The organism is Fusibacter ferrireducens, from assembly GCF_015352425.1.
GTDB lineage: Bacteria > Bacillota > Clostridia > Peptostreptococcales > Acidaminobacteraceae > Fusibacter_A > Fusibacter_A ferrireducens.
Map to the genome: position 1 here is coordinate 101,350 of NZ_JADKNH010000002.1, position 24,014 is coordinate 125,363.

General features: G+C 37.9%; 26 protein-coding genes. 6 read left to right on the forward strand and 20 right to left on the reverse strand.

What is annotated here, in order from left to right; genetic code table 11:
* Nucleotide 1: 1 nt before the first annotated feature.
* The 4 genes from ISU02_RS03525 to ISU02_RS03540 are packed head-to-tail and all read left to right on the forward strand — an operon-like array spanning nt 2 to nt 4,693.
* Nucleotides 2-139: a hypothetical protein gene (locus ISU02_RS03525; protein WP_194700410.1), complete on the forward strand. Its 138-nt coding sequence runs from the start codon at nt 2-4 to the stop codon at nt 137-139.
* Nucleotides 132-1,592: a sodium:solute symporter family protein gene (locus tag ISU02_RS03530; RefSeq protein ID WP_194700411.1), complete on the forward strand. Its 1,461-nt coding sequence runs from the start codon at nt 132-134 to the stop codon at nt 1,590-1,592. Before ISU02_RS03525 ends, ISU02_RS03530 begins: the two co-directional genes overlap by 8 nt.
* Nucleotides 1,582-3,324 (forward strand): sensor histidine kinase, encoded by a 1,743-nt coding sequence (locus tag ISU02_RS03535; protein WP_194700412.1) that lies wholly within the window; start codon nt 1,582-1,584, stop codon nt 3,322-3,324. Before ISU02_RS03530 ends, ISU02_RS03535 begins: the two co-directional genes overlap by 11 nt.
* The gene (locus tag ISU02_RS03540) at nt 3,314-4,693 is read left to right on the forward strand and encodes a sigma-54-dependent transcriptional regulator (protein ID WP_194700413.1); all 1,380 of its coding nucleotides are present in this window, start codon (nt 3,314-3,316) and stop codon (nt 4,691-4,693) included. The genes ISU02_RS03535 and ISU02_RS03540 overlap by 11 nt, the downstream gene beginning before the upstream one ends.
* A gap of 73 nt (nt 4,694-4,766) precedes the next feature.
* On the opposite strand, the gene ISU02_RS03545 is transcribed toward ISU02_RS03540, so the two are convergent.
* Complete coding sequence (locus tag ISU02_RS03545) at nt 4,767-5,660, reverse strand: alpha/beta fold hydrolase (RefSeq protein ID WP_194700414.1); 894 nt, start codon at nt 5,658-5,660, stop codon at nt 4,767-4,769.
* Between the two features lie 139 nt (nt 5,661-5,799).
* Here ISU02_RS03545 and ISU02_RS03550 point away from each other — a divergent pair, with 139 nt between their 5' ends.
* Nucleotides 5,800-6,012: an HD-GYP domain-containing protein gene (locus ISU02_RS03550; RefSeq protein ID WP_407646411.1), complete on the forward strand. Its 213-nt coding sequence runs from the start codon at nt 5,800-5,802 to the stop codon at nt 6,010-6,012.
* A gap of 1 nt (nt 6,013) precedes the next feature.
* On the opposite strand, the gene ISU02_RS23725 is transcribed toward ISU02_RS03550, so the two are convergent.
* The 5 genes from ISU02_RS23725 to ISU02_RS03570 all read right to left on the reverse strand — a co-directional run bounded on the left by ISU02_RS23725 (nt 6,014) and on the right by ISU02_RS03570 (nt 8,591).
* A complete protein-coding gene (locus ISU02_RS23725) occupies nt 6,014-6,424 on the reverse strand; it encodes a DUF3788 domain-containing protein (protein WP_207736167.1) in 411 nt (136 codons plus the stop codon).
* Nucleotides 6,425-6,502: 78 nt separating this feature from the next.
* Nucleotides 6,503-7,387 carry an AraC family transcriptional regulator gene (locus ISU02_RS23730; protein ID WP_207736168.1) on the reverse strand — a complete coding sequence of 295 codons (885 nt, stop codon included), beginning with the start codon at nt 7,385-7,387 and terminating at the stop codon, nt 6,503-6,505.
* A 10-nt stretch (nt 7,388-7,397) separates the two neighbouring features.
* On the reverse strand, nt 7,398-7,721 hold the full coding sequence (locus ISU02_RS03560; RefSeq protein WP_194700415.1) for a hypothetical protein: 324 nt from the start codon (nt 7,719-7,721) through the stop codon (nt 7,398-7,400).
* A gap of 12 nt (nt 7,722-7,733) precedes the next feature.
* Nucleotides 7,734-8,087: a TIGR04076 family protein gene (locus ISU02_RS03565; RefSeq protein ID WP_194700416.1), complete on the reverse strand. Its 354-nt coding sequence runs from the start codon at nt 8,085-8,087 to the stop codon at nt 7,734-7,736.
* Nucleotides 8,088-8,150: 63 nt separating this feature from the next.
* Nucleotides 8,151-8,591 carry a GNAT family N-acetyltransferase gene (locus ISU02_RS03570; RefSeq protein WP_194700417.1) on the reverse strand — a complete coding sequence of 147 codons (441 nt, stop codon included), beginning with the start codon at nt 8,589-8,591 and terminating at the stop codon, nt 8,151-8,153.
* 311 nt (nt 8,592-8,902) lie between these two features.
* On the opposite strand from ISU02_RS03570, the gene ISU02_RS03575 reads away from it, so the two are divergent.
* Nucleotides 8,903-9,625: a DUF5131 family protein gene (locus ISU02_RS03575; protein WP_194700418.1), complete on the forward strand. Its 723-nt coding sequence runs from the start codon at nt 8,903-8,905 to the stop codon at nt 9,623-9,625.
* 38 nt (nt 9,626-9,663) lie between these two features.
* Here the strand turns inward: ISU02_RS03575 and ISU02_RS03580 are convergent, their stop codons facing one another.
* From ISU02_RS03580 to ISU02_RS03645, 14 genes are all read right to left on the reverse strand, one after another.
* A complete protein-coding gene (locus ISU02_RS03580; protein ID WP_194700419.1) occupies nt 9,664-10,083 on the reverse strand; it encodes a pyridoxamine 5'-phosphate oxidase family protein in 420 nt (139 codons plus the stop codon).
* Between the two features lie 266 nt (nt 10,084-10,349).
* A complete protein-coding gene (locus tag ISU02_RS03585; RefSeq protein ID WP_194700420.1) occupies nt 10,350-12,446 on the reverse strand; it encodes a methyl-accepting chemotaxis protein in 2,097 nt (698 codons plus the stop codon).
* A 616-nt stretch (nt 12,447-13,062) separates the two neighbouring features.
* Nucleotides 13,063-13,752 carry a DUF4386 domain-containing protein gene (locus tag ISU02_RS03590; protein ID WP_194700421.1) on the reverse strand — a complete coding sequence of 230 codons (690 nt, stop codon included), beginning with the start codon at nt 13,750-13,752 and terminating at the stop codon, nt 13,063-13,065.
* A gap of 11 nt (nt 13,753-13,763) precedes the next feature.
* A complete protein-coding gene (locus tag ISU02_RS03595; RefSeq protein ID WP_194700422.1) occupies nt 13,764-14,669 on the reverse strand; it encodes a helix-turn-helix domain-containing protein in 906 nt (301 codons plus the stop codon).
* A 255-nt stretch (nt 14,670-14,924) separates the two neighbouring features.
* Nucleotides 14,925-16,280 carry an SLC13 family permease gene (locus ISU02_RS03600; protein WP_194700423.1) on the reverse strand — a complete coding sequence of 452 codons (1,356 nt, stop codon included), beginning with the start codon at nt 16,278-16,280 and terminating at the stop codon, nt 14,925-14,927.
* A 1-nt stretch (nt 16,281) separates the two neighbouring features.
* On the reverse strand, nt 16,282-17,127 hold the full coding sequence (locus ISU02_RS03605; protein WP_407646412.1) for a bifunctional enoyl-CoA hydratase/phosphate acetyltransferase: 846 nt from the start codon (nt 17,125-17,127) through the stop codon (nt 16,282-16,284).
* A 65-nt stretch (nt 17,128-17,192) separates the two neighbouring features.
* The gene (buk, locus tag ISU02_RS03610; RefSeq protein WP_207736169.1) at nt 17,193-18,260 is read right to left on the reverse strand and encodes a butyrate kinase; all 1,068 of its coding nucleotides are present in this window, start codon (nt 18,258-18,260) and stop codon (nt 17,193-17,195) included.
* A 49-nt stretch (nt 18,261-18,309) separates the two neighbouring features.
* Nucleotides 18,310-19,179 carry a thiamine pyrophosphate-dependent enzyme gene (locus tag ISU02_RS03615; protein ID WP_194700425.1) on the reverse strand — a complete coding sequence of 290 codons (870 nt, stop codon included), beginning with the start codon at nt 19,177-19,179 and terminating at the stop codon, nt 18,310-18,312.
* Nucleotides 19,173-20,378 carry a transketolase C-terminal domain-containing protein gene (locus tag ISU02_RS03620; RefSeq protein WP_194700426.1) on the reverse strand — a complete coding sequence of 402 codons (1,206 nt, stop codon included), beginning with the start codon at nt 20,376-20,378 and terminating at the stop codon, nt 19,173-19,175. Before ISU02_RS03620 ends, ISU02_RS03615 begins: the two co-directional genes overlap by 7 nt.
* Complete coding sequence (locus ISU02_RS03625; protein WP_194700427.1) at nt 20,378-20,683, reverse strand: 4Fe-4S binding protein; 306 nt, start codon at nt 20,681-20,683, stop codon at nt 20,378-20,380. Before ISU02_RS03625 ends, ISU02_RS03620 begins: the two co-directional genes overlap by 1 nt.
* Nucleotides 20,637-21,188 (reverse strand): 2-oxoacid:acceptor oxidoreductase family protein, encoded by a 552-nt coding sequence (locus tag ISU02_RS03630; RefSeq protein WP_194700428.1) that lies wholly within the window; start codon nt 21,186-21,188, stop codon nt 20,637-20,639. Before ISU02_RS03630 ends, ISU02_RS03625 begins: the two co-directional genes overlap by 47 nt.
* 206 nt (nt 21,189-21,394) lie before the next feature.
* Nucleotides 21,395-21,910 carry a C-GCAxxG-C-C family protein gene (locus ISU02_RS03635; RefSeq protein WP_194700429.1) on the reverse strand — a complete coding sequence of 172 codons (516 nt, stop codon included), beginning with the start codon at nt 21,908-21,910 and terminating at the stop codon, nt 21,395-21,397.
* Between the two features lie 141 nt (nt 21,911-22,051).
* Nucleotides 22,052-23,014 carry an ABC transporter ATP-binding protein gene (locus tag ISU02_RS03640; RefSeq protein ID WP_194700430.1) on the reverse strand — a complete coding sequence of 321 codons (963 nt, stop codon included), beginning with the start codon at nt 23,012-23,014 and terminating at the stop codon, nt 22,052-22,054.
* Nucleotides 23,015-24,001: an ABC transporter ATP-binding protein gene (locus ISU02_RS03645; RefSeq protein ID WP_194700431.1), complete on the reverse strand. Its 987-nt coding sequence runs from the start codon at nt 23,999-24,001 to the stop codon at nt 23,015-23,017.
* Nucleotides 24,002-24,014: the final 13 nt, after the last annotated feature.

Below are 24,014 nucleotides of genomic sequence, written 5' to 3' on the forward strand. Positions count from 1 at the left end.
TATGAATAATTATCACTTCATTATTGGACTTCCAGCAAAAACCATCTTTTTAGGCGGTGGACTCTATCTATTATCCATGCTCCTACCCACAATACTTGTGACCTTTTTGAGAAAACGGGAGGATCAGAATAATGAATAACATTCTAGTTTACATGCTGTCTCTGACCCTTTATACTCTCTTTTTACTCTTTTGGGGTAAAAATGGTTTTAAAAAAACCAACACGATTCGTGACTTTTGTGTCGCAGATAATAGTCTTGATATCTTTACCAGTATATTTACTTTTACAGCAACTTGGTTCAGCGCTGTTTCTATGCAAAGCGTCACAGGATATGTATATACATACGGGTATATCACGATTCTCTATTCGGTTATCGGATGGTTTCTAGGCGCTTCCATACTCATTTTTGCCGCAAACCGCATTCGCCAATATGACATTATGACCATTCCAGAGTTTTTTAAAGTGCGCTATGACAGCAATATCCTGCAAATTTTTGGGGGTGTTATCATCATCGCCTGTTATATTTTTTATATGATTATCCAAATCGTTGGTTTCGGATTTATTGTCTCCGAGCTCTTGGACATTCACTATAATGTTGCTATTTTTTCAATTTATCTCTTCATTGTTTATACCAGCTTCGGTGGCCTATTTTCTGTCTCTAAAACGGATATTCTCAATTTTACTATTGTCTTACTCGGACTCCTCGTGGCAGCCACCATGATCATAAAAGATATTGGTAGCATCCAAACCATGCATTTAATGGCTTTTGAAATTTCAGACGGCAGTCTCTTAAATTTATCTTCCAATCCGCTCTTCCCACCAATGACAGTCTTCACTCTAGGACTTGCTTGGGGTCTAGGAACAGCTGCAAATCCACAGTATCTCACTCGTATCTTATCCGCTAGGAATAAAAAAACAGCTTTCCATATGATCAGCTATTCAGTCATCGTCATGGGCGTACTCTATTTATTTCTCATGATCCTCGGCATTGGATCGCGCGTTATAGCCTTGGGGTCAGATGTCATCATCCCCACCAATCAAGTACTGCCCTATATCATCAAATACATCATAGACAGTCCAGCAGGCGGACTGATATTTATCAGTGTCATTGCATCAGCCATTTCCACTGCAAACTCACAATTAATTTTAATCGCAAGCAGTTTCACTCACGACATTTATAGCAAATTTAAGCGCCCTCATCTTTCCAATGATCATTTTATCTATGTCGCTCGTATCATCATCTTCATATCTGCCACGATGTCATTGATTCTTTCCATCAATCCTCCTGAAAGCTTACTTCTCTTTGGCAGTTACATCTGGGGCATCTTTGCAGTCACGTTCTTAATGCCCCTTTATGGCGGCTTATATTGGCAAAAAGCAACCTCACAAGGGGCATTATGGTCTATTCTTTTCGGACTTTTAACCATGGCCATATGGTATCCATTGAGTCAAAAAAGCAATTTTTTATATAGCGTCCACCCTGTTTTTCCGGGATTTATAATGGCAATGGTTTCCTTCTTTGTGGTGAGTTTAAAGACTCAGGACAAAAATACAATAAGCAAAGCAATGAATGGAGATGCCTATGAAGCTTGATATCGAAAATCGCATCTTAATTCCCTTTATGCTATTTACCATACTCCCCATTTGCTTTTTAGCAGGTGTTTCTTACTGGAATGGTCATCATCTGCTTATGAACGAGAAAAAACAAAGCCTCGAGATGACCGTTCAAGAATCTCTTGCTTTTATCGATAGCATGGCTAAAGAAATGGAGCAAAGCGATCCTGTTGACGAAACAAAAGAGAAGGTCCTTGAGTTCTTCAGCACTTTTAACACACGGGATATCGTCATTTTAGAAGACGGCATGCCACTTTTAAATCAACCCCATCTTGAAATAGATGCTCTAAAATCTATTCGTTCTAACAAGACATCGGGCATCTACGATGGCAAGGATTTGCTCATGGTCTATGATTATTACGAGAGATGGCAGTGGCTGCTAGTCACCGTTGTGGATAAGAGCAATTTATTGGACAACTTGATTGATATACAGAAATATATTTTGCTTATTTCCATCATGTTCCTTATTCTTTCCATGCAAGCCATTATATTTACAGCCCACAGTATTTCAAAACCCATCCGAAGTTTTGCTGAATTTTGTAAAACCATTGATTTTGATAATTTAGACCAAAAAATAGATGTTCATCGAAGCGATGAAATAGGCGTTCTAGCCAAAGCTTTTAACGCAATGATCGATCAACTCAACGCCAGTGCTGAGAGCCTCATCGAAATGAAACGCTATAGCGAAGATATTCTTCAGAATGCGTCCGTGGGCATCCTGACAACGGATGCTCTGGGACATCCGATTACCATGAATCGGGCTGGTACTGACATTTTAAACAAGTATGATCACAATGCAAATATACTGGATGCTCTGAATCAGCACATTGACAAGGCAGTACACAGTAGAAAGGGATTGGACACCACAATATCCCTCAGCGAAGTCACTAACAAGACACTTTACTTTGATGTAAGTATTTCCTTGTTACAGCAAAAAAATGATGAATTCGTCGGCATTATTTGCTGTTTTAACGATATTACTAAGCGTCGTATCCTTGAAAACAACATCATCAGAGTAAATCGGCTGGCCAGCGTGGGACAATTCGCTGCTGGCATGGCACATGAAATCCGCAATCCACTGACTGGCTTAAAAACAGGTATCCAGTATATTCGGACTCAATTGCCTAAAAGTGATATCACCGGCATCGAACTGACGGATGACATGGTCTATGAGATCAATCGGATTAACAACTTGGTTTCTGAACTATTGGATTTTTCAAAGCCCAAACATGCCTTTAAAGAACAAGTGAATCTTCAATTACTCCTAAAAAAATCTTTGGATATATTGGATGACGAACTTCGTAAAAAGCATGTGAACCTACGAATTCTAGAATCAGATCAAGAACCCATCGGCATCATCGATAAAGATCAAATCGAACAAGTCTTTATCAACATTATCAAAAATGCGGTGAACGCCCTCGATGATTATGGCAACCTGACGATTCAGATTAAAGTATTAGAACTTTATGATCCCTCTTGGATCAAATTAAGCTTCATAGACACTGGTCACGGCATACCGCCTGAGAATTTTGAACGCATCTTCGATCCCTTTTTCACTACAAAACCCAAGGGGATTGGCCTTGGGTTGTCAGTTGTTAATAGTTTACTCATCCAAAATGAAGGTAAAATGGAGATCGAAAGCAAACATCAAGTGGGGACAACGGTCCATATTTATCTGCCTCGCTATAAAGGAGTATCCTATGAAAATTAAACTTTTAATCATTGACGACGAATCTCTTATACGCAAGTCATTAAGCGCCGGTTTGAGAGATGCCGGTTACGAAGTTGCCTCAGCAGACAGTCGAGCTGAGGGACTTAGGCTGATGGAAGTCTTTCGTCCACATATTGTCTTAACAGATATGCGCCTTGGCAAGGACAATGGCGTCGACTTAATCCCTGAATTAAAAGCCATTGACAATGATACTGAAATCATCGTCATGACGGCGTATAGTGATCTCAAGAGCGCAATTACTGCCATCAAACTAGGTGCTTTCGACTATATTAATAAACCGTTTGACTTGGATCATATCAAAATCGTCATCCACCGCGCTTTTGAATGCATCAAAATGACCACTCGACTCCTTGCTCTAAAAAAGCACTCTGAGCTCTACATGGAAAATATGATTGGCTCCAGCCCTGTTATGATGGAAGTGTATAAAAAAATAGAGAAAGTCTCCAGCGTTGACAACGTAACCGTTCTGATAAGAGGTGAAACCGGCACAGGTAAAGAACTGGTAGCAGAAGCGATCCATAAAAACAGCAAACGTAAAAACGATCCCCTGCTTCGGGTTAATTGCAGTGCAATCCCCAAAAATTTAGTTGAAAGTGAACTCTTTGGCTTTGAGAAAAATGCTTTCACAGGGGCAAACAGCAAGAAAAAGGGACTTTTTGAAATTGCAGATGGAGGCATTGTTTTTTTGGATGAATTCGGTGAGCTTCCTCTTGAAACACAATCTAAGTTGCTCAGATTTTTAGAAGAAAAACGCTTTAGGCGTATTGGAGGTCTTGAAGATATTGAAGTCGATATTCGTATTGTGGTGGCTACCAATAAAAATTTAGAAGAGGCTGTTAAAAAAGGCGAATTTCGTGAAGATCTCTACTACAGAATCAATACATTCCCGATTAATATACCCCCGCTTCGCAAACGTGGTGATGACATTCTTCTCTTGGCAGATTTTTATTTGAAAAAGTTCAGTCAAAATGCTCAGAAAGACATTGCCTGTCTCAATGTGAAAGTCAAAGAACAACTTTTAAAATACCCTTGGCCTGGCAATGTTCGAGAACTGCGCAATGTCATAGAGCGCTTGGTCATACTGTCTGATAAGGACGTCATCGACGCCTCATATCTCCCACCTGAAATCCGATTTTATAAGGACAAAGTGGACACTGGAGCTGCCAGCGTTTCAGATGCCTACACAGAAAAAGAAATTGGTAATTTAAATGAAGCACTTGATCGCGTCGAAAAACATCTGCTCACAAAAGCCTTGGATAAATATTCTTGGAATCAGACTAAGACTGCTGAAATACTCGGTATCACTCGATTTACCCTAAAGCGAAAAATGGAAAAGCATGGATTGTAATTGTTTGATATTTTCATGTAATTAACCCTTATTTTTCCTAATTGCATACTAAACAGGATTAACTTTTTTCTTATCAACACAGATGAGATATGCCGTTTGCTTGACGCGCAATTGCTTCAACTATGCTTTTCCATGTGCCCTTTGGCATATCGTGCCCCATGCCCTCGATCAAGAGTAATTTAGCATTGGGGATTGTGCGAGCTGTGTCCTTTCCTGCTTCAACAGGGAACAACACATCTGCAGTGCCATGAACTACCAGTGCCGGAATTGTTAATTCTGAAAGGTATTGTCTCCTGTCCCCATTGGCGATCAATGCGGCATTTTGTCGTATCGCACCTTGTGGATAATAACAACGATCATAGCTTTCTTCACAATATCGTCTTGCACGTTCTGGTTCAAAAGGAAAGCCCTTACTCCAAATTTTTGCCCACATTTGTAGAGAATAGTCAATATATGCCTCTCTTTCATTGGGCGGTGTTGCAGTGACAATAGCCAATGTTTCCGGTGATATTTGAGGATTATTTGGGTTACCTGTAGAAGACATAATCGAAATTAAACTGCATGTGCGTGACGGATGCTTATAGGCAAAGACCTGAGCAATCGTTCCTCCCATAGAAGCACCACAGATATGAGCCTTTTTGATCTTCAGCACATCTAGTAGTCCTGCCACATCGTCCGCCATATCTTCCAAGGTGTATGCCGTCTTAATTGGCTTTCCCTCTTGTGCCGCTTGATATATTTTTTTCATATCGGGAATACCGGCGTCATCAAATTTTGTAGACAATCCTGCATCGCGGTTATCAAAACGTATCACTTGCAAATTCTCCTTGACGAGCATTTCACAAAAATCCGGTTCCCAGAAATTGAGCTGAGCGCCATTTCCTGCAATAAGCACTATTGCAGGGTCTGTATTTTTTCCGAAAGTTTCATATTCAATTTGTATGCCATTTGCTTTCACGTGTGCCATAATAAAATCCTCCTGTTATTTTGATACACTCTTTGTCATAAACGTATCATGAGTACCTACACTAAAACCAATTTATTGTTTAATCCATCACGAGCATTGGGATGGCTCAGGCTATCCAGAGGGTTTAAAGGGCGATGAAATTCCATTGATCGCACAAATCATCACCCTCGCAGATGCCTATGACGCGATGACCTCTGATCGGTCTTATCGCAAGGGCATTTCTCATCAACAAACAGCTGAAATTATAATTAGTGAATCCGAAAAACTCTTCAATCCCATGCTTGTGGAAGCATTTATCCATAGAATGTCGGATTTTGAGGCTTATTACTTATCCATTAAAAATGAGAGGTAGCCTATAGCTGTACTTTGTTTAATCCTCTTCTTTTCCCGCCTCTTCGAATGGCGATACAGTGTTTAACATCCTCAAGTACGGCCTCATCTGTTACATTAATCATGAGCCATTTTTGACCCATGCCGCTTTTGGTCTCGCGATATAGCTGCTGCACATATGCTGTGAAAAGAGGCAACATCAATTCGGTCTCAGTACGTTCACGCTCACCAATGACAATAAGGGCAATATAGTACCCCTGCATTGGGTACAACGTACATAAAGTGCGTCCTGCTTTTTTATATTTCACATTCCATCCATACTGCATAGAGCATCTACTGTAATCCAACTCAGGCTTACTTTGAAATTCAGTCTCTACATATGTACACAAACGTTCGAATAAGCAACTGTTCACATAGGCTTTGATCTCTGCCATAGTTGGTTTCCGCGCGCCATCATTCCTATCCCAAGTTTCCTTATTTTGCACTGGCTTTTGCAATGCACTTAATGGCAACTATAATTCCATATAGCTTGCATCAGGATTTGTATCATAATAGATCTCGGCAATAAAGTCACCGCAAGTTTGGCTGTGCCTTTTCATCCAACTCTTCATAAACGAGTATGCTTTGAAAATCGCAGAACCAATGAGTTCAGCAAAATTTTCTGCCTCAAAGCAACAAACGACATATTCACCACATGGAAGCGTACAGGAGACATATCCCTCCACTTCTACATTTCCACTTGCTTCAGCGCCAACCCTGTAGGTACAGCAACCTTCTCTAGCATCCCCACTATACAAAATACCCAATTCATTGCCATCTGGCAGTAAACCGGAAAGACTTGACTTCCGGCAATGAAAATCATCCCATATTACCCCAGCAGTAGCAATGCCGGTAGATTTTCCTCCTGATATTTCAGTATCAGGCACTTCGCCTTCAATTCCAATAAACGTGCGCGATTCATCCAATTTTCTACGGGTCACTTCAACCACGATGCCATCAGAGATTAATGGAACATCTTCATCAACTGTGACATAGTTTAAAAGCAGATCAGGCTTGATAAAGTGATTGAGTATGACTGGATCAGCACGATATTCTTGAGGTGTCATATCATACGCCTCTTTAAATGCACGTGTAAAGTTGGCATGATCTGAAAATCCGTATTCAAGTGCCACATCAAGGATGCGCTTTTCTTTGCTCTTAAGAGCTTCCGAAGCTTTTGCCAGCCTGCGCAGCTTTATATACTCATTTACAGTCTTTTTGACTAATCGTCCAAATAAACGCTGAAAATAATAGGGTGATAATGATGCTATATTGGCTAAAGATTCTATTTTTATATCTTCTGCTAAATGGTCTTCAATGTAGTTTACTGAGTCTTGTATGGCTTCCCATGCGTGCATATGACACCTCCTAAGCAAAGGATATCACAAATACAACTTGTGCGCTTGTCGCACAATGCTCTTTTAATTTAACAGCTTCAGGATATTGCTTTGGTTTCCCAATAGCTTCCTGCATTGGATACCATATCGACACCATGACTTTTCTATAGTCCGAGGTTTCTGGCGTGTATAATTCTGCCCTATCCAAATCTTCCAATTGCAGATTGATTTCACCAATTTTAAAATGTCCTTTAACAGCTGGTAGACTGAATCTCGGAAACAGATAGGCTTTTAAACTTACGAGTATCACAACCACTAAAATCAACAACCCAATTATAATTTTCATGCCATTCACGCTGTATCCTCCTCAGTAGGATTGATTAAATTTCCCCTTATAAAAATTCTCATTGCCAAGTGCTTTCGCCTTCAAGCTAAAAATAACACAACCATCTGGACAAACAATTTCCTTACTATACTTGCTATTACCACCAATGTTCATCAAATCGCCGCCACTTCTAACCGCCTCCATGACTGGAAACATCATCATCATTACTTTGGAACAAATACCCTGTCCACTTGCATTTACAGGACAACCATAGGTACAGGTATACTTATCACCTATTTCCTCACCGTTTCTACAATAGCCCTCTGTGTGTGTACCGCGAAGAAATCCGACGACTTCTATTTCCCATTCATACGTCTCATCATACCACTTTTTCATAATTAACCTCCAATTCAGTACATGTCTCATATCACTTATAACTATATTGAAATTTCACTTCATTTAGAATGCTCGCTTAAGATATACCATATCAACCAGTTGCACGCCATCTTCAAATATGGGATGATCATAGTGATCTGTAAAAAAGTTTTTGACTCTATGGGATTCTGCAAAACCGCAGGCATTATAAAAAGAAAGACTAGAATAACAATCTCCTGTGCCCACAAACATGGTTTTGCACTCAGGGTAATAAGTAAATAAAAACGCTATCAGCTTTTTTCCATACCCTTTTCGCTGACAATTGGGCAACACTGCAATATTCTTAAGTTCATAAATACCATCCGCTTCTTTAGTAACCACACATTCAGCCTTTACGCCATCGTCGTCTAAAATAAACATATCACCGCGTTCAAGATAGATGTCAATCATATCTTCCTGCTCATCTGCAAGTAATAATAAGTCGATATATGCTTTCTTATTTTCCGTTATTCTTCTTATATTCATGTCCTCTACTCCTTTTTATATGGCCTTATACCTCTTAAAATATGCCCAGTTCGCCTTACAATAACCTAAAATCAATTTAAATCAAAGGACTCCCTATACACTGCTGATATAATTTTTCTTTATTGCTTCTTATATCTATCATTATAAAAGAAATCGAATTTGTCAATATTTCGGATTTTTTTTATGATGTTATCTCAAATTTTTGATTTCACTTTTATTTCCGGATATAATGTATGTGATGAGCACTCAATAACGAATACCATATTGTAGAACGAACAAAATATTATGAAATTGAAATCAGGAGGCAGTTTATGAACTGGGAGCCATGGACAGGATGTTATAAAGTAAGTGAAGGTTGTGAAAACTGCTATTTTTATGGGCCACACGCGAAACGCTATGGTCAAAATACCATTGAAAAAACGGATAAATACGACTGGCCTATTCGGAAAACTGCAAAGGGTGAGTATAATATCAAGGGAAACAAGATTCTGCCCACTTGTTTTGCAACCGATTTTTTTCTGCCAGAGGCAGATGAGTGGCGCAAAGAAGCTTGGGCTATTATTAAAGAGAGAACTGACATTGACTTCTTGATTTTAACCAAGCGCATTGACCGATTCTTAATATCTCTACCCTCAGATTGGGGATCAGGATACGACAATGTCAATATTGGATGTACTGTTGAAAATCAAAAAACAGCCGATGATCGACTGCCTCGCTTCTTATCCTATCCAATTAAGCGACGTTTTATCGCCTGTGCCCCGCTTTTAGAAAATCTTGATTTGACGCCATATCTTCATGGTGTAGACCATGTTACCGTTGGTGGCGAAACTGGTCGAGATGCTCGCGAATGCGATCTGGATTGGGTTCTAAGTATCCGCGAACAATGCGTTAAAGCAGATGTCACCTTTTGGTTTAAAAATACAGGCTCGTTTTTCAAACATGATGGCATCACAGAAAAAATAAATCCTTTTAAACAAACCAGTAGAGCCAAAACGCTCGGGATTGATATCTTAAAGGGAAAGAAGTTATTTTGATGAACTACCGCATTAACGCCGTAACGATTGCGTCGCCACTATGTCAGTGATATGACTTCAATATTTTCAAAATCCAAAGTAACAGTCGCCGTGTCAAATTTAAGCTCATAAAGCACAAGATACTGTCCTGCTTGTTCAATGGTATTTTTATAATTTGGAATTTTGGATACAAATCGATCTTGTACATCAAAAACACTCAATTGACTCTCATTAACCTGTGCTTTAGCCTTGACGTGCTCATTCCCTTTATGTGGAATCGTTGTAAAAGACACATTTTTATTTTGACTAAACTCTTTGATCTTATCATTATCTCTAAAAGAAGCAAAATAGAGTGTTTTTAAGACCTCATCATATACAAAATTAACGATTCTAACATTGCTTATGTCATCCACACTTGTTGCCAAAGCAATTTCTGCCTGTTCTGCCATAATTCTCTCAAATTCTTTCTTTGCATTCATTCTGATATCTCCTCATATAATATTTTTTAGATACGTCAATAGACCCTAGAATCTAAATAGATTATTACACACAATAGACCGATCAGTCTAACATTTGTAACATATCATTTTTTACTCGTTCTGTCAATTTATATCTTAAACACGAGCCCATTGGATATTGTTGAGAAAGATATCCTCGATTCAGTGCAATATCTCATCGTAAATTAAAGAGTTGCCTCAGCAAAATTTCATTTCATGCTGAGGCAACTTCTTGCAAATTTTTTAAATTATTCAGATTGTTCGGTTGTCTTGAATTTTGCAGTTTGCTCAGTCAGTCTAATTGCCAATTCCTTATTACTTTTTGATAGCTCATTGACTTCCATAACAGCTGCACTTTGTTCTTCAGTAGAAGCGGAAATTTGCTCACAAGTAGCCGAGAGACTCTCTGTCAATCCTGTTAAAACCGACACTGCCTTTGTAATCGTATTTTTTCCTGCGTCAACAGAATTTGTTACTTCCATAACTTCATTCATTGATTGTACCAATTCTTGAACAGCTCCTTGTATCTGACCAAAAATCTCTAGGGTTTTTGAAAGTGTTTGAGTTTGTTGTTGGGTAACACCTGTAATTTCCACAATATTATTAGTTGCATGGTTGGTACGATCAGTGATATTCGTTATGATTTCTTCAACTTGTTCCGTAGTCTGATTGGTTTCTTCCGCAAGCTTACGAATTTCATCTGCAACTACTGCAAATCCCCGACCAGCTTCACCAGCTCTAGCAGCCTCTATGGATGCATTAAGTGCCAATAGGTTGGTCTGCTCTGAAATTGAACGAATGTGCCCCATGAATTCACGCATCGCTTGAACAGTCTTCTCAATCTCCTTAATGCCAATAGAAACTTTATCCGTTTTATCAATACTCTCACTTGTAATTTTAGCTAAATCTGTTATGATACTGTCACCGTTTAGACTGAGTTCCTGAACTGTTTTTACGCGAACATTTGCGTTTTCAATGCTTTGGTGTCCCTTTTCCACCACAACACCCAACTGCTCTGCGCTGTATGACACCCGTCTGCCTTCGTCTGCCTGTTCATTAGCCGAGACTGCAAGCGCTTCCACAGCCTTTGCATTTTCCTCCACAGCATCAGCCGTTTCATTCATAATATTTGACAGTTTATCCGATCCAGCACTAACCTCTTTAACGCCTGTTTTTAACGAATGAACCAGCTCACTGAGCTGAAGGCGCATTGATTTTACATCTCTGGCAATTTCACCTAGTTCATCTTTCGATTCTAGTATCTTCTTATCTTGTTCCACAGTGAAATCACCTGCAGCAATTTCATGAAGCTGACTCCCTAATTTTCTAAGAGGTCCCATGGCAGTCCTAATCCCTATTATGCCTGCAATAATAGCCAGTATAAAAATAACAGCTGTTACACTAAGAGAATTTATCAGGTTATCCTTCAAAATGCTATTAAGATGATCCAAAGAAATGGCAATAGAAATAATTTCAGAAACTTTGTTGTCATTCTTTATCGGAACCAAAACTTCATAGGCCTGCTCACCAGTGTCCTCTAGGGTTACCAAACGAGATATTCTTTCGCCACTATTCATTACACTTAATCCAACAGAATCTGTATATGGTACAAGTTCAGTGCTTGACTTGTTTCCAGCCAATATGACAGCTTCTCGCTTTGTGTCATCATAAGGTTGAACAGCATCTTTTTTAGCTTGCTCTTCTTTAGTTAATTCCATAGAAATCATATGCGCCTGAAGAATTTTAGGATTCTGATATAATTGATCCAATAATACTTCTGGGCTAAACTGCTTTTGGATTTCCTTAATTATAGATGCATTAATCCCAATCTGAACATACCTATCATCGTCCAATGATATGCCTCCAAATTTGTTCATTTCTCCTGAAATTAAATCTCCTCGAATAGCTTCCATATAGGAATACGCCTGTCCATTAAAAACTGGATCCATAGGATGTCCTTGAGGATATTCCCAACCAATATAATCCGCTATATTGGAGTACTGGATTTTTCTATCTTTGTCGATTACATAAATATCATTAACCTCAACTTTTGACAAGAATGATTTCAACTTTTCGTTACTCATCTCTTCTGGTGGAATAAGATTAACTGCTTCAGCTGCCAAGATAATACGTTCAGCCATTAATGAATCAATACGTGCAGAAAAAGCCTTTGATATTTGAATTTTTTCGGATATAGAATCTGCTAATTGATAGCCTTCATTCTGCATTTCTCCGTACATGGTCTTCTTAAGTTGTACTGCATTTTGATAGGTAATTGCCCCACCAACTATAACGATTAAAATAAGAGTAATCAAAATAATCTTTGTTTGAAATTTTAATCCCATAGTCAATACCTCCTTTTTTAATAATCCTCTATAATCCAGATATACATTTTATGTGCTTTCTTTACTTACAAAGCAATACCCCTATGGCCTATTTTAAGACACCTCCTCTTACAATTATAGACTTTTCTATAATTTTATGTTAACCAGCAATAAAAAAAACCTTCACCTCCATCAAATTATCCCTTTATATCTTCAGTTGATGTGTGCATTCTAATCCTACTGTAACTTTATCAAAGTAGATTCATATATCTTTAGGTACTCCAAGCACTTAAGTAATGATAATTCATATTTACCCACTTCCACATAGAAAACACATTTATATAAAAGCGTGAAAATAAATACATCACTTTATCTGCAATACTCATAAGAGCAAAAAAAATCACTAAAGACAAGGTTTAAGAAAACCTTATCTCTAATGATTTACTATTATGTGATACTTCATTTCACTTTCTCCTTTTATTGACAATTGAAAGATCATTCGTGGATATGCTTTTAAAAGTGCGCCTTCGCTTCTCGATTCCGAATATAAATACCATGCATAGAATAAAACACGTGAGAGAAGGCCGCCGCTGAATTATACCCATATTTTACTGCTACCTCATCGACTGACCTCAGATCAAGCAATATCCACCTCTTCTGGAGGTACCTTTATGCCTTTAATCAAAAGCCAGATCAATAACAGTACTTCACCCCAAAAAGTAAATTGAGTAATTCTTAGTCCATAGTCTGGCAGTAAAAAATACGTAAAGAAATCAGTCAAATATCCGAAGCCGGCAACTGTTAAAAGAATTGCCAAGATTCTAGGCATAAACTTTGACTTATAGACCAAATATCCCAATGGAAATAACCAGAGGCCAAAGAATATATGAGCGATATAATTCCCACCCTTAAATAAATCTAAGAACAGCAATGCCTGATAGTGAGGTCCTCCAAGGTTAAATGCAGATAGACCATCCACGCCTTTGAGCATAAACAGCGCCACCAGTTTGTTCAGCGCGTTCACACAGATGGTTGCACTCCCCACCAATACGAATGAGATCATCAACAATCCCTGATTTTTATTCACGGTTTCGAACAAAGTGTAGAGCATATAGGCCAGCATTATCCAGCTCACCACCATCATCAAATCGCTGACAATGCTGATTCGAAAAAGCCATTCAAAATAATTCATATTTTCAGCAATTGTCGTTGCCTTCACACCTGTTATAAGTTTACCATTTGTACTATTTGAAAAAAAGCCAGTTATAGCCACAGCGACATACAGAAGCCCAGCAATTCTTGCAATGTTCCTTTTTATCTTCATCATTTACCCCCCCTTTAATTTCTAAATGCCATAGGCGACATGCCCGTCTTGGTTTTAAACAGTTTCGAGAAATGCTGTGGATATTCAAATCCCAACTCAGCAGCGATCTGTTGCACCGGTTTATCAGTCTCCATGAGCAATCTCTTAGCCTTATCCATCAGATACATATAGATGTGCTCTTGTGTGTTCTTACCCGTCTCTTTTTTGAGGAGATCACTCAGATAATTCGGGGAATAACCCATTTCCTGCGCAAGAAATTTGACAGTTGGCAACCCAACTTTTTCTAAATTATCTGATTCAAAGCAATGCTTTAACAATGCATCAAATTTTACAATGACTTCTTTATTCACTTTGGCTCTTGTGATGAACTGTCGTCCATAAAATCTTTTACAATGATTTAAAAGCAATTCTATATACGAAATGATTAAATCCGTGCTATAAACATCCATGTTTCGGCAGAATTCGTCTTGAACATCATTTGCTAAAGAAGTGATTTTCGCCTTCTCCTGATCTGAAAGATGCAGTGCCTCTGTGCTGGCATAAGAAAAAAAAGTGTACTGGTTCATCTTTTTCGACAGTACACTCTTGTCGATTAGATCAGAGTGAAAGCAAAGAATCCAGCCAGTATTACCCTTTACTTCCGAGTTATCTTCATCAATATATAGTTCTTGCCTAGGTGCCACGAAGGTCAAACTGCCTTCCTGAAAATCGTAATACTGTCTACCATACTTGTTTTTGCAAGTATTGCCTTCTTTTAAACTGATCGTATAAAAATCCGTGAAAATATGAAGGTCGTTTGTTGAGACTGTTGGATTTATTTCGGTAAGATCTACAAGTGTTATAAGTGGATGTTTTGGCTTCTCAGCGCCGATTAACTCATGTAATTGAGCAATTGATTCTATTTTATAACAATTATCCATGACATGCCCTTCTTTCCCCAAATTCATTACTTAAATTATCGTTAATTTAATAATACAATTAATATACCGATAAATAAATAAACATATTACAGGCTTGCTTATACATTTTACTGACTTAGAGCACTTTAGAACCATCTGTAGAACCCGTTTTTTTCTTTATACAAAAAAAGAAGACTTACAATCGCAAATCTTCTCTTCCACTTTAAATATTATTCTGATGCCAATGATATCCCTTACAAGCAGTCTTGCGACCACTTAAAGCCCCATAAATCTCCACCAAGGCATAAATATTCCAAATATGAGTGGCGGTAGTATTATAGTCAATGAAATACCCATTTTTATAACATGGGCATTTTTATAATAGCCATTGCCAAAACCGATTAGTATAGTCACGTGATGAAAGGGTAACAGATATTGGATACTCACTGCCACATATCCAAGTAATGCAATGAATTCAGGTTTAAAAACGCCATTTGTTATTCCGATTAAGGTTGGCGTAACTACAGAAAGCGCTGTGATTGTACTCCCAAACATTGCATGAATAACGACAATCAACAGCAATACAAAAGGGAGATAAATAACACTATCTAATGGCGGGAAAAAAGTCAAAAAGTAATTGCTTAGAATTGATGATATACCGCTTCCCGTAAGTACCTTGCCGATTGAGAATGCTGCTGTAAGAAAAAGCATCAAATTGATATTAATCGTCGACAAATCCTTAATCCTTATAACGCCAAATATAAACATGAGCAAAACGCCACTTAATGATACATACATCGCTGATATGCCATGAATGTTTTCTGTTATCCAGAATACAACTACCAACATCATAATCGCAGTAGCTATTGCTTCCTTCCTACTTATTTTTTCAGGTTCCGCCTCATGAAGAATAAATTCTCTGTGAAGAAAATTTTTAAATGTAAAGATATACACCAAACACAGGATAATTGAGGTTAAAAATGTGGGGAATAGCATATACTTCATCCATTCCAACTGACTCATTGATATACCTGCAAATTCTATTGCCATGTAATTTAGAATAAGATCCCCATTTAAAAACATCATACTTGTAACTGTTGACCCAAGAAAAATGCTGAAAATTAAAACTTGATTTTCTTCTTCCGTGATATTTTGATTCTTTAAAAATGACGCATATATAGAGGCTAAAATGATTACTCTTGGGAACGGTTGAGGTATTATAAATATGAACACAATACCAAGGACAAAACTCATCAAAACCAGTGCTTTAGAATTTTTGCAAAATTTATTTAGGACATATTTTGAAAATCTATCTGCAACTTTAGAATTCACAATGCCCTGTGACAGAATAAAAGAAGCTATAATAGTCACAAAATCATGAGAGAGCGGGAAAAAATATATATTTTTTAGAGATGTATCCCCAAATACGCTAAAAATAAGAAGCATTAAAATGGATGCGAACTCCTTGTTGACACAGCCAGTTGCCCACCATGTTACGGTTAAAAATAACGTGCCGAGAACAATACTTTGAAATAATGACATGCCCAGCGGTTTAACGATAACAATCGAAATCGGTAGAATTAATGTCATCAGTATTTTTAGAATCAAACTTCTATCTAACCTCAAATTCATTTTACACCTGCTCAGATATATAAACTGCTAACGCTATTGAAAGTAATTTGTTTTTCTTAGAATCCGTTCGAGAAGTCATAATAATTGGAGCTGATGCTCCCATTACAGCTGCTGCAACTTCTTTTTTTGAAAATAGTGTAAGAGATTTCGTTAAGACATTGCCAACTTGAAGATTAGGTACAACTAACACATCTGCATTGCCTGCAACCTCACCTGATATTTTTTTCTGAATTGCAGCTTCGGGAGATATCGCATTATCAAGCGCAAAAGGACCATCAACTATACAATTTCTAATTTGCCCACGGTCACACATTTTTGAAAGTATTGCTGCATCTACAGTATCCTTTATTGCAGGATTGACCACTTCAACAGCAGAAAGCAGTGCTACTTTAGGAAAGCTGCAACCCAGCTTTATTGCAAGTTCAACTGAATTTTCTATAATGCCTTTTTTTTCTTCCAAAGTAGGCTCTATAGCCATGGCACAATCTGTGAGGAGCTGAAGGCCTTCACCAAATGGCTTGTCATAAACTGAAATTTGACTTACAACTTTCCCTTTATTGAGACCCTTTTCCTTGTCCAATACAGCTTTTAGAAATGTAGAAGTGTGAAGCATCCCTTTCATGATGGCTTCTACCTCTCCATCCCTAACCATTTTAACAGCATATTCTGCTGCTGATTTATGATCCAAACTATCCACTATTTCCATACTACCTGATAAATTTTCATTTTTCATCAATTTTTTTATTTTTTCTAAGTTACCAATCAAAACGAAATCGGCTAAGTTTTCTTCTATTGCCAATTTTACTAATTTTATAATCTCAGGGTCTTCCGCTACAGCCACAGCAATTTTTTTTTTTTTTCATTCTTAACTTGAATAAACAGTTCTTCTAGATTATTCAACATAATACCCTCCTAATAACTTTTTGCCTCTTCTTCACCTGATAAATATCTCATTGCACCTTCTGCGAGAGAAAGCATCTCATTTTCTCCTGCTAAAATATAAATCGGGGCAATAAACTCAGTCCTCTCTTTAATCCACGCCGTAAGCATCTCGGAATACGCAAGACTTCCTGTGAGAACAATGCCATCTACCTTTCCAGACATTACAGCACATGTTGCCCCTATTTCCTTTGAAATATGGTATGCCATCGCTTCATAAACTTTTTGAGCATAGACATCGCCATTTTTGATTCTTTTCTCAACTTCAAGACCGCTATTAGTCCCAAGGTAAGACATTAGCCCTCCATTGCCACGAACTTTTTTTATCATCTGATCCAATGTGAATGCTCCTGAATAGCACATGCGTATCACGTCACCTACTGGAACCGTCCCTGCTCTTTCAGGTGAAAAAGGACCATCTCCGTCAAGTGCATTATTTACATCGATCACAAGACCTTTTTCATGAGCAGCAATTGAGATGCCTCCGCCAAGATGCGCAACGATCAAATTCAATTCACTATAATATTTACCCAAATCGTTGGCTATTTTTTTAGCGGTCCTTTTCTGATTAAGAGCATGAAAGCTGCTCATTCTTGGGATTTCTTTGATCCCAGAAAATCTAGCCAAATCACAAAGCTCGTCTGTTACAGGTGGATCTGCAACTATAACTGGAATATTAAGTTCCAATCCTAAATTATATGCGATTACATTACCAACATTCGTTGGGTGAACGCCATATTTTTCACTTTTCATATCCTCTATCATTTCCTGATTCAAAATATATATGCCTCCAGGAATGGGTTTGGTATTGCCGCCACGACAAGAGATAGCATCAAATTCGCTCATTTTGTAGCCATTATGCTCCAGTGTTTTTACGATTTTATTTTTTCTAAAAATTTGTTGATCCCATATGGAATCAAATTCACTGAGTTCTTCTTGTGAATGGGCTATGGATTCTCTAAAAACTTCATTTAAATCATCATAAACAGCTACTTTAGTTGAAGTCGATCCCAAGTTAATTATCATACATCTATAGGCCATGTTGCCTCCCATTTTAAAACAGATTATGGATAAGAGTATCCTATTAAATTCATATCATTTTTCCCGTGTATTTATCGAAATGTGCTTTTACATTTTCCTGCATTGTCTTTTTATCTTCTGCACTCATTTTTTTAAATCTGCCCTGCAAACCAACGTACTCTTCAATGGGTTTTAATGCCTTCCGATTATAATTAAGAGTATATTTACCATTTTCATATTCATATTGAATCCAACAGCCTGTTTCGACAGCCGCTCTTGCAACCTGTATTGTTTTGCTTGGGTCATATCTCCATCCTGTTGGACATGGTGCATGTACATGAACAAGTGACGGGCCATCAACTTCAGATGCTTTCTCAATTTTTCGCTCTAAATCCTTTATGTTATAAATAGATGCTGTTGCCGCATAAGGAATATCATGGCTAATTGCAATTTGAACTAAATCCTTTCTTCCAGTGTTCTTACCTGCAGGCGTTGTCGTCGTAGAAGCAAATTGAGGTGTTGAAGATGAGCTCTGAATGCCTGTATTCATATAAGCTTCATTGTCATAACATATATAAATAACTTTATCCCTTCTTTCCAAAACTCCGGATAATGCTTGAATACCTATGTCAACCGTTGCACCATCTCCTGCAAAAGCAAGTACTTTAGTATGAGTGTTACCCTTTGCATTGAGGGCCGCTCTCAGCCCTGATGCACATGCAGCAGAATTTTCCAGATTCCCCTGAAATCCTGGAATTTTCAAAGCGGTTTCCTTTCCAAATCCAGAAAATAATGCAGCGCATCCAGGAGGTATGATAATCATGGTGTCTTCTCCCAAAACTCTCATGGCACTTCTCATTACAATTTCAAGTCCACAGCCTGCACAAGCACTAACTCCATGAGACACTAAACCCTTTGATTGATGTTTAACTTCTAGCATTTCACAGTCACCTCCCTTAAAGTCATTGCATTTTCTTTAGTGTCAATCCATTGAGTGTGGTTTAATGATTTACCGCTCTGAATATCCAATAGTTCATTAAATATTTTTTCAATGGTTGTTTCTGTAACGTCTCGACCGCCAAGACCACCTACAAAATGTCTTATATCTGCATTCAATCCATTCATAGCAGCAGTAATTTCACTCCATAATGGCCCACCTTGTCCACCTAGTCCTGCACTTCTGTCGAATACACCAATGACTTTAAACGGTTTAAGTGCCTCTCTTATTGCTTCAAATGGAAATGGTCTAAAAGTGACGATCTTTATAACGCCTACCTTTCTGCCTTCTGCTCTCATTTTATTGACTACATGTTTTGCCGTTCCACACATTGAACCAAGTGCAACCAAAACCGTATCTGCATCTTCTGTTTTATAGCTTTCCATGATTTGAATCTTTCGTCCTGTGATGACTTCATATGCCTTTGCATATTCCTCGAAAACTTCAAATACGTTATCCATAGCTTTTTTCTGTTGATATCTCATTTCCGTGTACTCATCTGGTGAAGTCAAATCGCATATAAACATAGGATCACTGGTATCCAAAAAAGCATTTTTAGGAATATAGGGTCCTATAAATTGATCCATGGATGCCTGAGTTGGCACATCAATTTTTTGCATTGAATGAGACAAGAAAAAACCGTCAAGACAGACCATAGAAGGCAGTTGCACTCTATAATCTTCACATATCTTATAGGCTAAAAGAGTCATATCCAAAACTTCTTGGACATTTTGACAGTAAAATTGAAGCCACCCCATGTCTCTTTCACTCATTGCATCTCCATGTTCACACCATAGAGTCCAAGGTGCAGCGATACCTCGATTCACAACTGGCATCACAATTGGGACTCTATTCCCCGATGTCATGCCAACAACTTCATGCATAAGTGCAAGACCATTTGAGGCTGTGGCTGTTGCAGCTCTTACACCCACAAGACATGCTGTTGTTGCCACAGATAGAGCCGAATGTTCAGATTCAACTCTTATATATTCCGCTTTAATCGTTCCATCTGCCACTAAGTCAGCTAATTTTTCAGAAATTGAACTTTGAGGCGTAATCGGATATGCAGAAATAACTTGAACTTTTGCCAATTTCATAGCTTCAACAGCTGCTGAATTTCCATCTAACATTTTATATGCCATTACTCTACACTTCCTTCCGCTACTAATTTAATGCAATTCTTAGGACATTCGTTGACACAAATGCCACAACCTTTACAATAGTCATAATCTATCTCTACACTTTCTTTAAGTTCTTTGTGTATTGTAATTACGTTGCAGGGGCAAAAGCTTTCGCATATGCCACATTTTATACAGTTTTCAAAATTGACTACAGGTCTTTCAAGTCTCCAGCTTCCTGTGTTTGAACTGACAAATTCATTAGCGCAAGGGCCATACACATTAATTTTTTTGCAATTTCTTGTTTGTTGTTCTTGCTGCTTCTGCATTTTTATCACCCGCCTTTCCCTTAAACCATTCTTTTATAGCTTTTTCAATTGAGTTTATGGATACAATACCAACTCCAGCAATTGCCCCAAGCATGGAACTGTTCGGAATACCTCTCCCGATTTTTTCCATCGCAATTTGTGTGCCATCTACATAATAGATTTCTTTAAATCCCAATTTCTCATATATTGAGAGCATCTCTTTTTTTTCTGTATTTAGTATTAAAATGGATTCCTCATGAATGCCCTCTGCGATGTCTACGCCCTTATGAATTACATTCTGATCCATAACCATAACAATATCGGGGTCATACACAAATGAATTCAAAAGCACAGGTTCTTCATCAACTATTATACTTGTGTTTACAGGCGCCCCTCTTCTTTCATGACCGTAAGCTGGGACCGTAATAGCATATTTGCCTTCGTACAATGAAACTGCCTCAGAAAATATCTTCGCAGCAGTCACAACACCTTGACCACCCAATCCGTAAAATTTAATTTTCGTCAAATAATTCACTCCATTCTGTATATTATTTATTTTTATTTGACCATAGATTTACATGCCTATTTTTTAAATCTTATTTAGAGTTGACTTATACTAAAAATAGAACTCTATAGTCATTTTTCGTTCTTTTATAAAGAACGATGTTCCTCATAAAAGACATTATAACCCGTCATTTTTATTTTGTAAATAGCTTTTCACAAAACATCTCTCTATTTAAGATTCATAATATTATAGCCATAGGGCATTGTATCCCCTGTTTTTTCATCTATATTTATATAATCTATAACTCTACCCGTTATATAAGGCACAATTTTTCTGCAAATATCTTTGCACTTATCAGAGCCATAGAATCCATTGGAATCACAGATCTCCTGACAATTAACACTTTCAAATTCACTTTTAAAATCTTGGACTAAATTGTTAAAGCGTCTTAGCTTAAGATTGCGAGGAATCCATTGCCGTTGTTCCATAGTCATTGAATACGGATTTTTAAACCCCCAAATACTACCCAAAGCCATTTCTGCCGCAATCAATGCACCACAAGTATTACCTGAAAGAGCAATGCCACCGCCAAAAGCTGTTGCCATTGCAACACATTCTTCTGGAACGTCAATTATATCCGTACAAATAAGCGCATAAAATACCGATTCAGAGCAACTAAGTGCCTCTGCAAAGTTTTTACTGGCAAGATCCACAGCTTTTTTTTTGATTTGATCATCAATCATCCTATAATTCTCCCTATATAATTTTTATTAAAGACTGATTTTAATTAGAAACTGGGCACACCGAAAGCACTTAATTGACCGAATCATGGTAAAAATCATTGTGATACTGTCTGTGCATTAATAGTTCCTGCTATTCAAGGTTTAAAGAATATTAATTGATTCAACATAGTGACATGCCACAAAATGGTCTGCCAATATTTCACGCAAAACAGGTTGCTCTGAGTTGCATCTTTCTTTTGCATATATACAGCGCGATGCAAATCGACACCCTGGTTTTGGATTGATTGGTGAGGAAATCTCGCCTTCAAGAAGAATGCGCCTTTTCTCTATGCCGATTTGAGGTATAGGTATTGCTGAGAGCAATGCTTTGGTGTAGGGGTGAAAATTTCTTTTAAATAACGCTTTTGTATTACATTTTTCCACCATATTTCCAAGGTACATAACCATGATATCGTCTGAAATATGCTTGACCACAGAAAGATTATGCGTAATAAACAGATATGTCAGGCCTCGTTCTTTTTGCAAATCTTGCATTAAATTAAGGATCTGAGCTTGAATGGATACGTCTAATGCTGACACGGGCTCATCACAGACGATAAATTTAGGATTCAAAGCCAATGCTCTGGCGATTCCAATACGCTGTCTCCTTCCGCCATCCAGTTCATGAGGGTAAGCATTGGCAAGACGTTCTGTAAGTCCAACAATTTTCATAAGCTCCTGCACGCGTTTTTTCAGCTCATCATTACTTTTACAAACCTCATAAATTCTAAGTGGCTCTGCAATAATCTCACTTACTGACATACGAGGATCAAGAGAAGAATATGGATCTTGAAATATAATTTGCATATACTGCCTAAGATCTTTTATTTGTTTTTTTTTCATGCCTATAACATTATTGCCTTCAAAAAATATTTCACCATCAGTTGCTTCAAGTAAATTTATAAGAACTCTTCCTAAGGTGGATTTTCCACACCCTGATTCTCCAACTACGCCTAATGTTTTTCCAGAATTGAGGTCAAAGCTGACGTCATCCACTGCATGTAGCATGCCACGAGGTGTCTTAAAGTATTTTTTTAGATTTTTGACTTCCAATAATGCGCTCATTTAACACCCTCGACTTTCTTTATGCATTTCATTTTTATGGTGTATACATTTTGAAAAATGTCCTGGTGATACTTGAAATAATTCTGGCTTTCGCTCTTCACATTCACTCATTTTTTCATTACAACGTGGTGCAAAACTGCATCCAGTTGGTAATTGTGTTGGATCTGGCATTAGACCATCAATAGGACTAAGTCTTTCTACATCTAAAACCAAACTGGGAATAGATCCAAAAAGCCCCTTTGTATATGGGTGAGCCGTATTATTAAAAATAGCCTCCAATGTGCCATATTCGACGATTTCACCAGCATACATAATAGCTACTCGATCACAAATTTCTGCTACAACTCCTAAGTCGTGAGTTATCATTAACATTGAAGTGCCAAGTTCCTTTTTAAGTTTGTCCATCATTTGTAAAACTTGTGCCTGAATAGTGACATCCAATGCAGTTGTAGGCTCATCTGCTATCAACAATGAGGGCTTGCAAGCAAGGGCAATGGCAATAACAACACGTTGTTTCATTCCTCCAGAAAATTGGTGGGGGTACTCATTAATTCTCTCAGCGGGAATACCCACCAATTCAAGCATTTCGCATGCTATTTTAATGGATTCAGCATGTGATGTCTTTTGATGTAATCGTATCACTTCGCAAATTTGATCTCCAATTGTAACTACTGGATTAAGCGCAGTCATAGGGTCTTGAAAAATCATTGATATTTTGCTACCTCTAATCTTACGAATTTCACGTGCATTTTTTTCCAATAGATTAGAGCCCTCAAAAAAAATTTCCCCTTCGACGACCTTGCCTGGTGGATCAGGCACTTGACACATAATGCCAAGAGCTGTTGTCGTTTTACCTGCACCAGTTTCCCCAACTAGTCCAAGAGTTTCTCCTCTATTGATTTCAAGATCTATGCCATTGACTGCCCTAACAACCCCAGAATCTGTTATATAGTGTATTTTTAATCCTTTAATTTCTAATAGATTCATCTTTTTCACCTCA

What these genes read in the sequence shown, in the direction of transcription:
- ISU02_RS03525 (WP_194700410.1), top strand. Translation starts at nt 2, where the DNA reads ATGAATAATTATCACTTCATTATTGGACTTCCAGCAAAAACCATCTTT.
- ISU02_RS03530 (WP_194700411.1), top strand. Translation starts at nt 132, where the DNA reads ATGAATAACATTCTAGTTTACATGCTGTCTCTGACCCTTTATACTCTC.
- ISU02_RS03535 (WP_194700412.1), top strand. Translation starts at nt 1,582, where the DNA reads ATGAAGCTTGATATCGAAAATCGCATCTTAATTCCCTTTATGCTATTT.
- ISU02_RS03540 (WP_194700413.1), top strand. Translation starts at nt 3,314, where the DNA reads ATGAAAATTAAACTTTTAATCATTGACGACGAATCTCTTATACGCAAG.
- ISU02_RS03545 (WP_194700414.1), bottom strand. Translation starts at nt 5,660, where the DNA reads ATGGCACACGTGAAAGCAAATGGCATACAAATTGAATATGAAACTTTC.
- ISU02_RS23725 (WP_207736167.1), bottom strand. Translation starts at nt 6,424, where the DNA reads ATGGCAGAGATCAAAGCCTATGTGAACAGTTGCTTATTCGAACGTTTG.
- ISU02_RS23730 (WP_207736168.1), bottom strand. Translation starts at nt 7,387, where the DNA reads ATGCACGCATGGGAAGCCATACAAGACTCAGTAAACTACATTGAAGAC.
- ISU02_RS03565 (WP_194700416.1), bottom strand. Translation starts at nt 8,087, where the DNA reads ATGAAAAAGTGGTATGATGAGACGTATGAATGGGAAATAGAAGTCGTC.
- ISU02_RS03570 (WP_194700417.1), bottom strand. Translation starts at nt 8,591, where the DNA reads ATGAATATAAGAAGAATAACGGAAAATAAGAAAGCATATATCGACTTA.
- ISU02_RS03575 (WP_194700418.1), top strand. Translation starts at nt 8,903, where the DNA reads ATGAACTGGGAGCCATGGACAGGATGTTATAAAGTAAGTGAAGGTTGT.
- ISU02_RS03580 (WP_194700419.1), bottom strand. Translation starts at nt 10,083, where the DNA reads ATGAATGCAAAGAAAGAATTTGAGAGAATTATGGCAGAACAGGCAGAA.
- ISU02_RS03585 (WP_194700420.1), bottom strand. Translation starts at nt 12,446, where the DNA reads ATGGGATTAAAATTTCAAACAAAGATTATTTTGATTACTCTTATTTTA.
- ISU02_RS03590 (WP_194700421.1), bottom strand. Translation starts at nt 13,752, where the DNA reads ATGATGAAGATAAAAAGGAACATTGCAAGAATTGCTGGGCTTCTGTAT.
- ISU02_RS03595 (WP_194700422.1), bottom strand. Translation starts at nt 14,669, where the DNA reads ATGGATAATTGTTATAAAATAGAATCAATTGCTCAATTACATGAGTTA.
- ISU02_RS03600 (WP_194700423.1), bottom strand. Translation starts at nt 16,280, where the DNA reads ATGAATTTGAGGTTAGATAGAAGTTTGATTCTAAAAATACTGATGACA.
- buk (WP_207736169.1), bottom strand. Translation starts at nt 18,260, where the DNA reads ATGGCCTATAGATGTATGATAATTAACTTGGGATCGACTTCAACTAAA.
- ISU02_RS03615 (WP_194700425.1), bottom strand. Translation starts at nt 19,179, where the DNA reads ATGCTAGAAGTTAAACATCAATCAAAGGGTTTAGTGTCTCATGGAGTT.
- ISU02_RS03620 (WP_194700426.1), bottom strand. Translation starts at nt 20,378, where the DNA reads ATGGCATATAAAATGTTAGATGGAAATTCAGCAGCTGTTGAAGCTATG.
- ISU02_RS03625 (WP_194700427.1), bottom strand. Translation starts at nt 20,683, where the DNA reads ATGCAGAAGCAGCAAGAACAACAAACAAGAAATTGCAAAAAAATTAAT.
- ISU02_RS03635 (WP_194700429.1), bottom strand. Translation starts at nt 21,910, where the DNA reads ATGATTGATGATCAAATCAAAAAAAAAGCTGTGGATCTTGCCAGTAAA.
- ISU02_RS03640 (WP_194700430.1), bottom strand. Translation starts at nt 23,014, where the DNA reads ATGAGCGCATTATTGGAAGTCAAAAATCTAAAAAAATACTTTAAGACA.
- ISU02_RS03645 (WP_194700431.1), bottom strand. Translation starts at nt 24,001, where the DNA reads ATGAATCTATTAGAAATTAAAGGATTAAAAATACACTATATAACAGAT.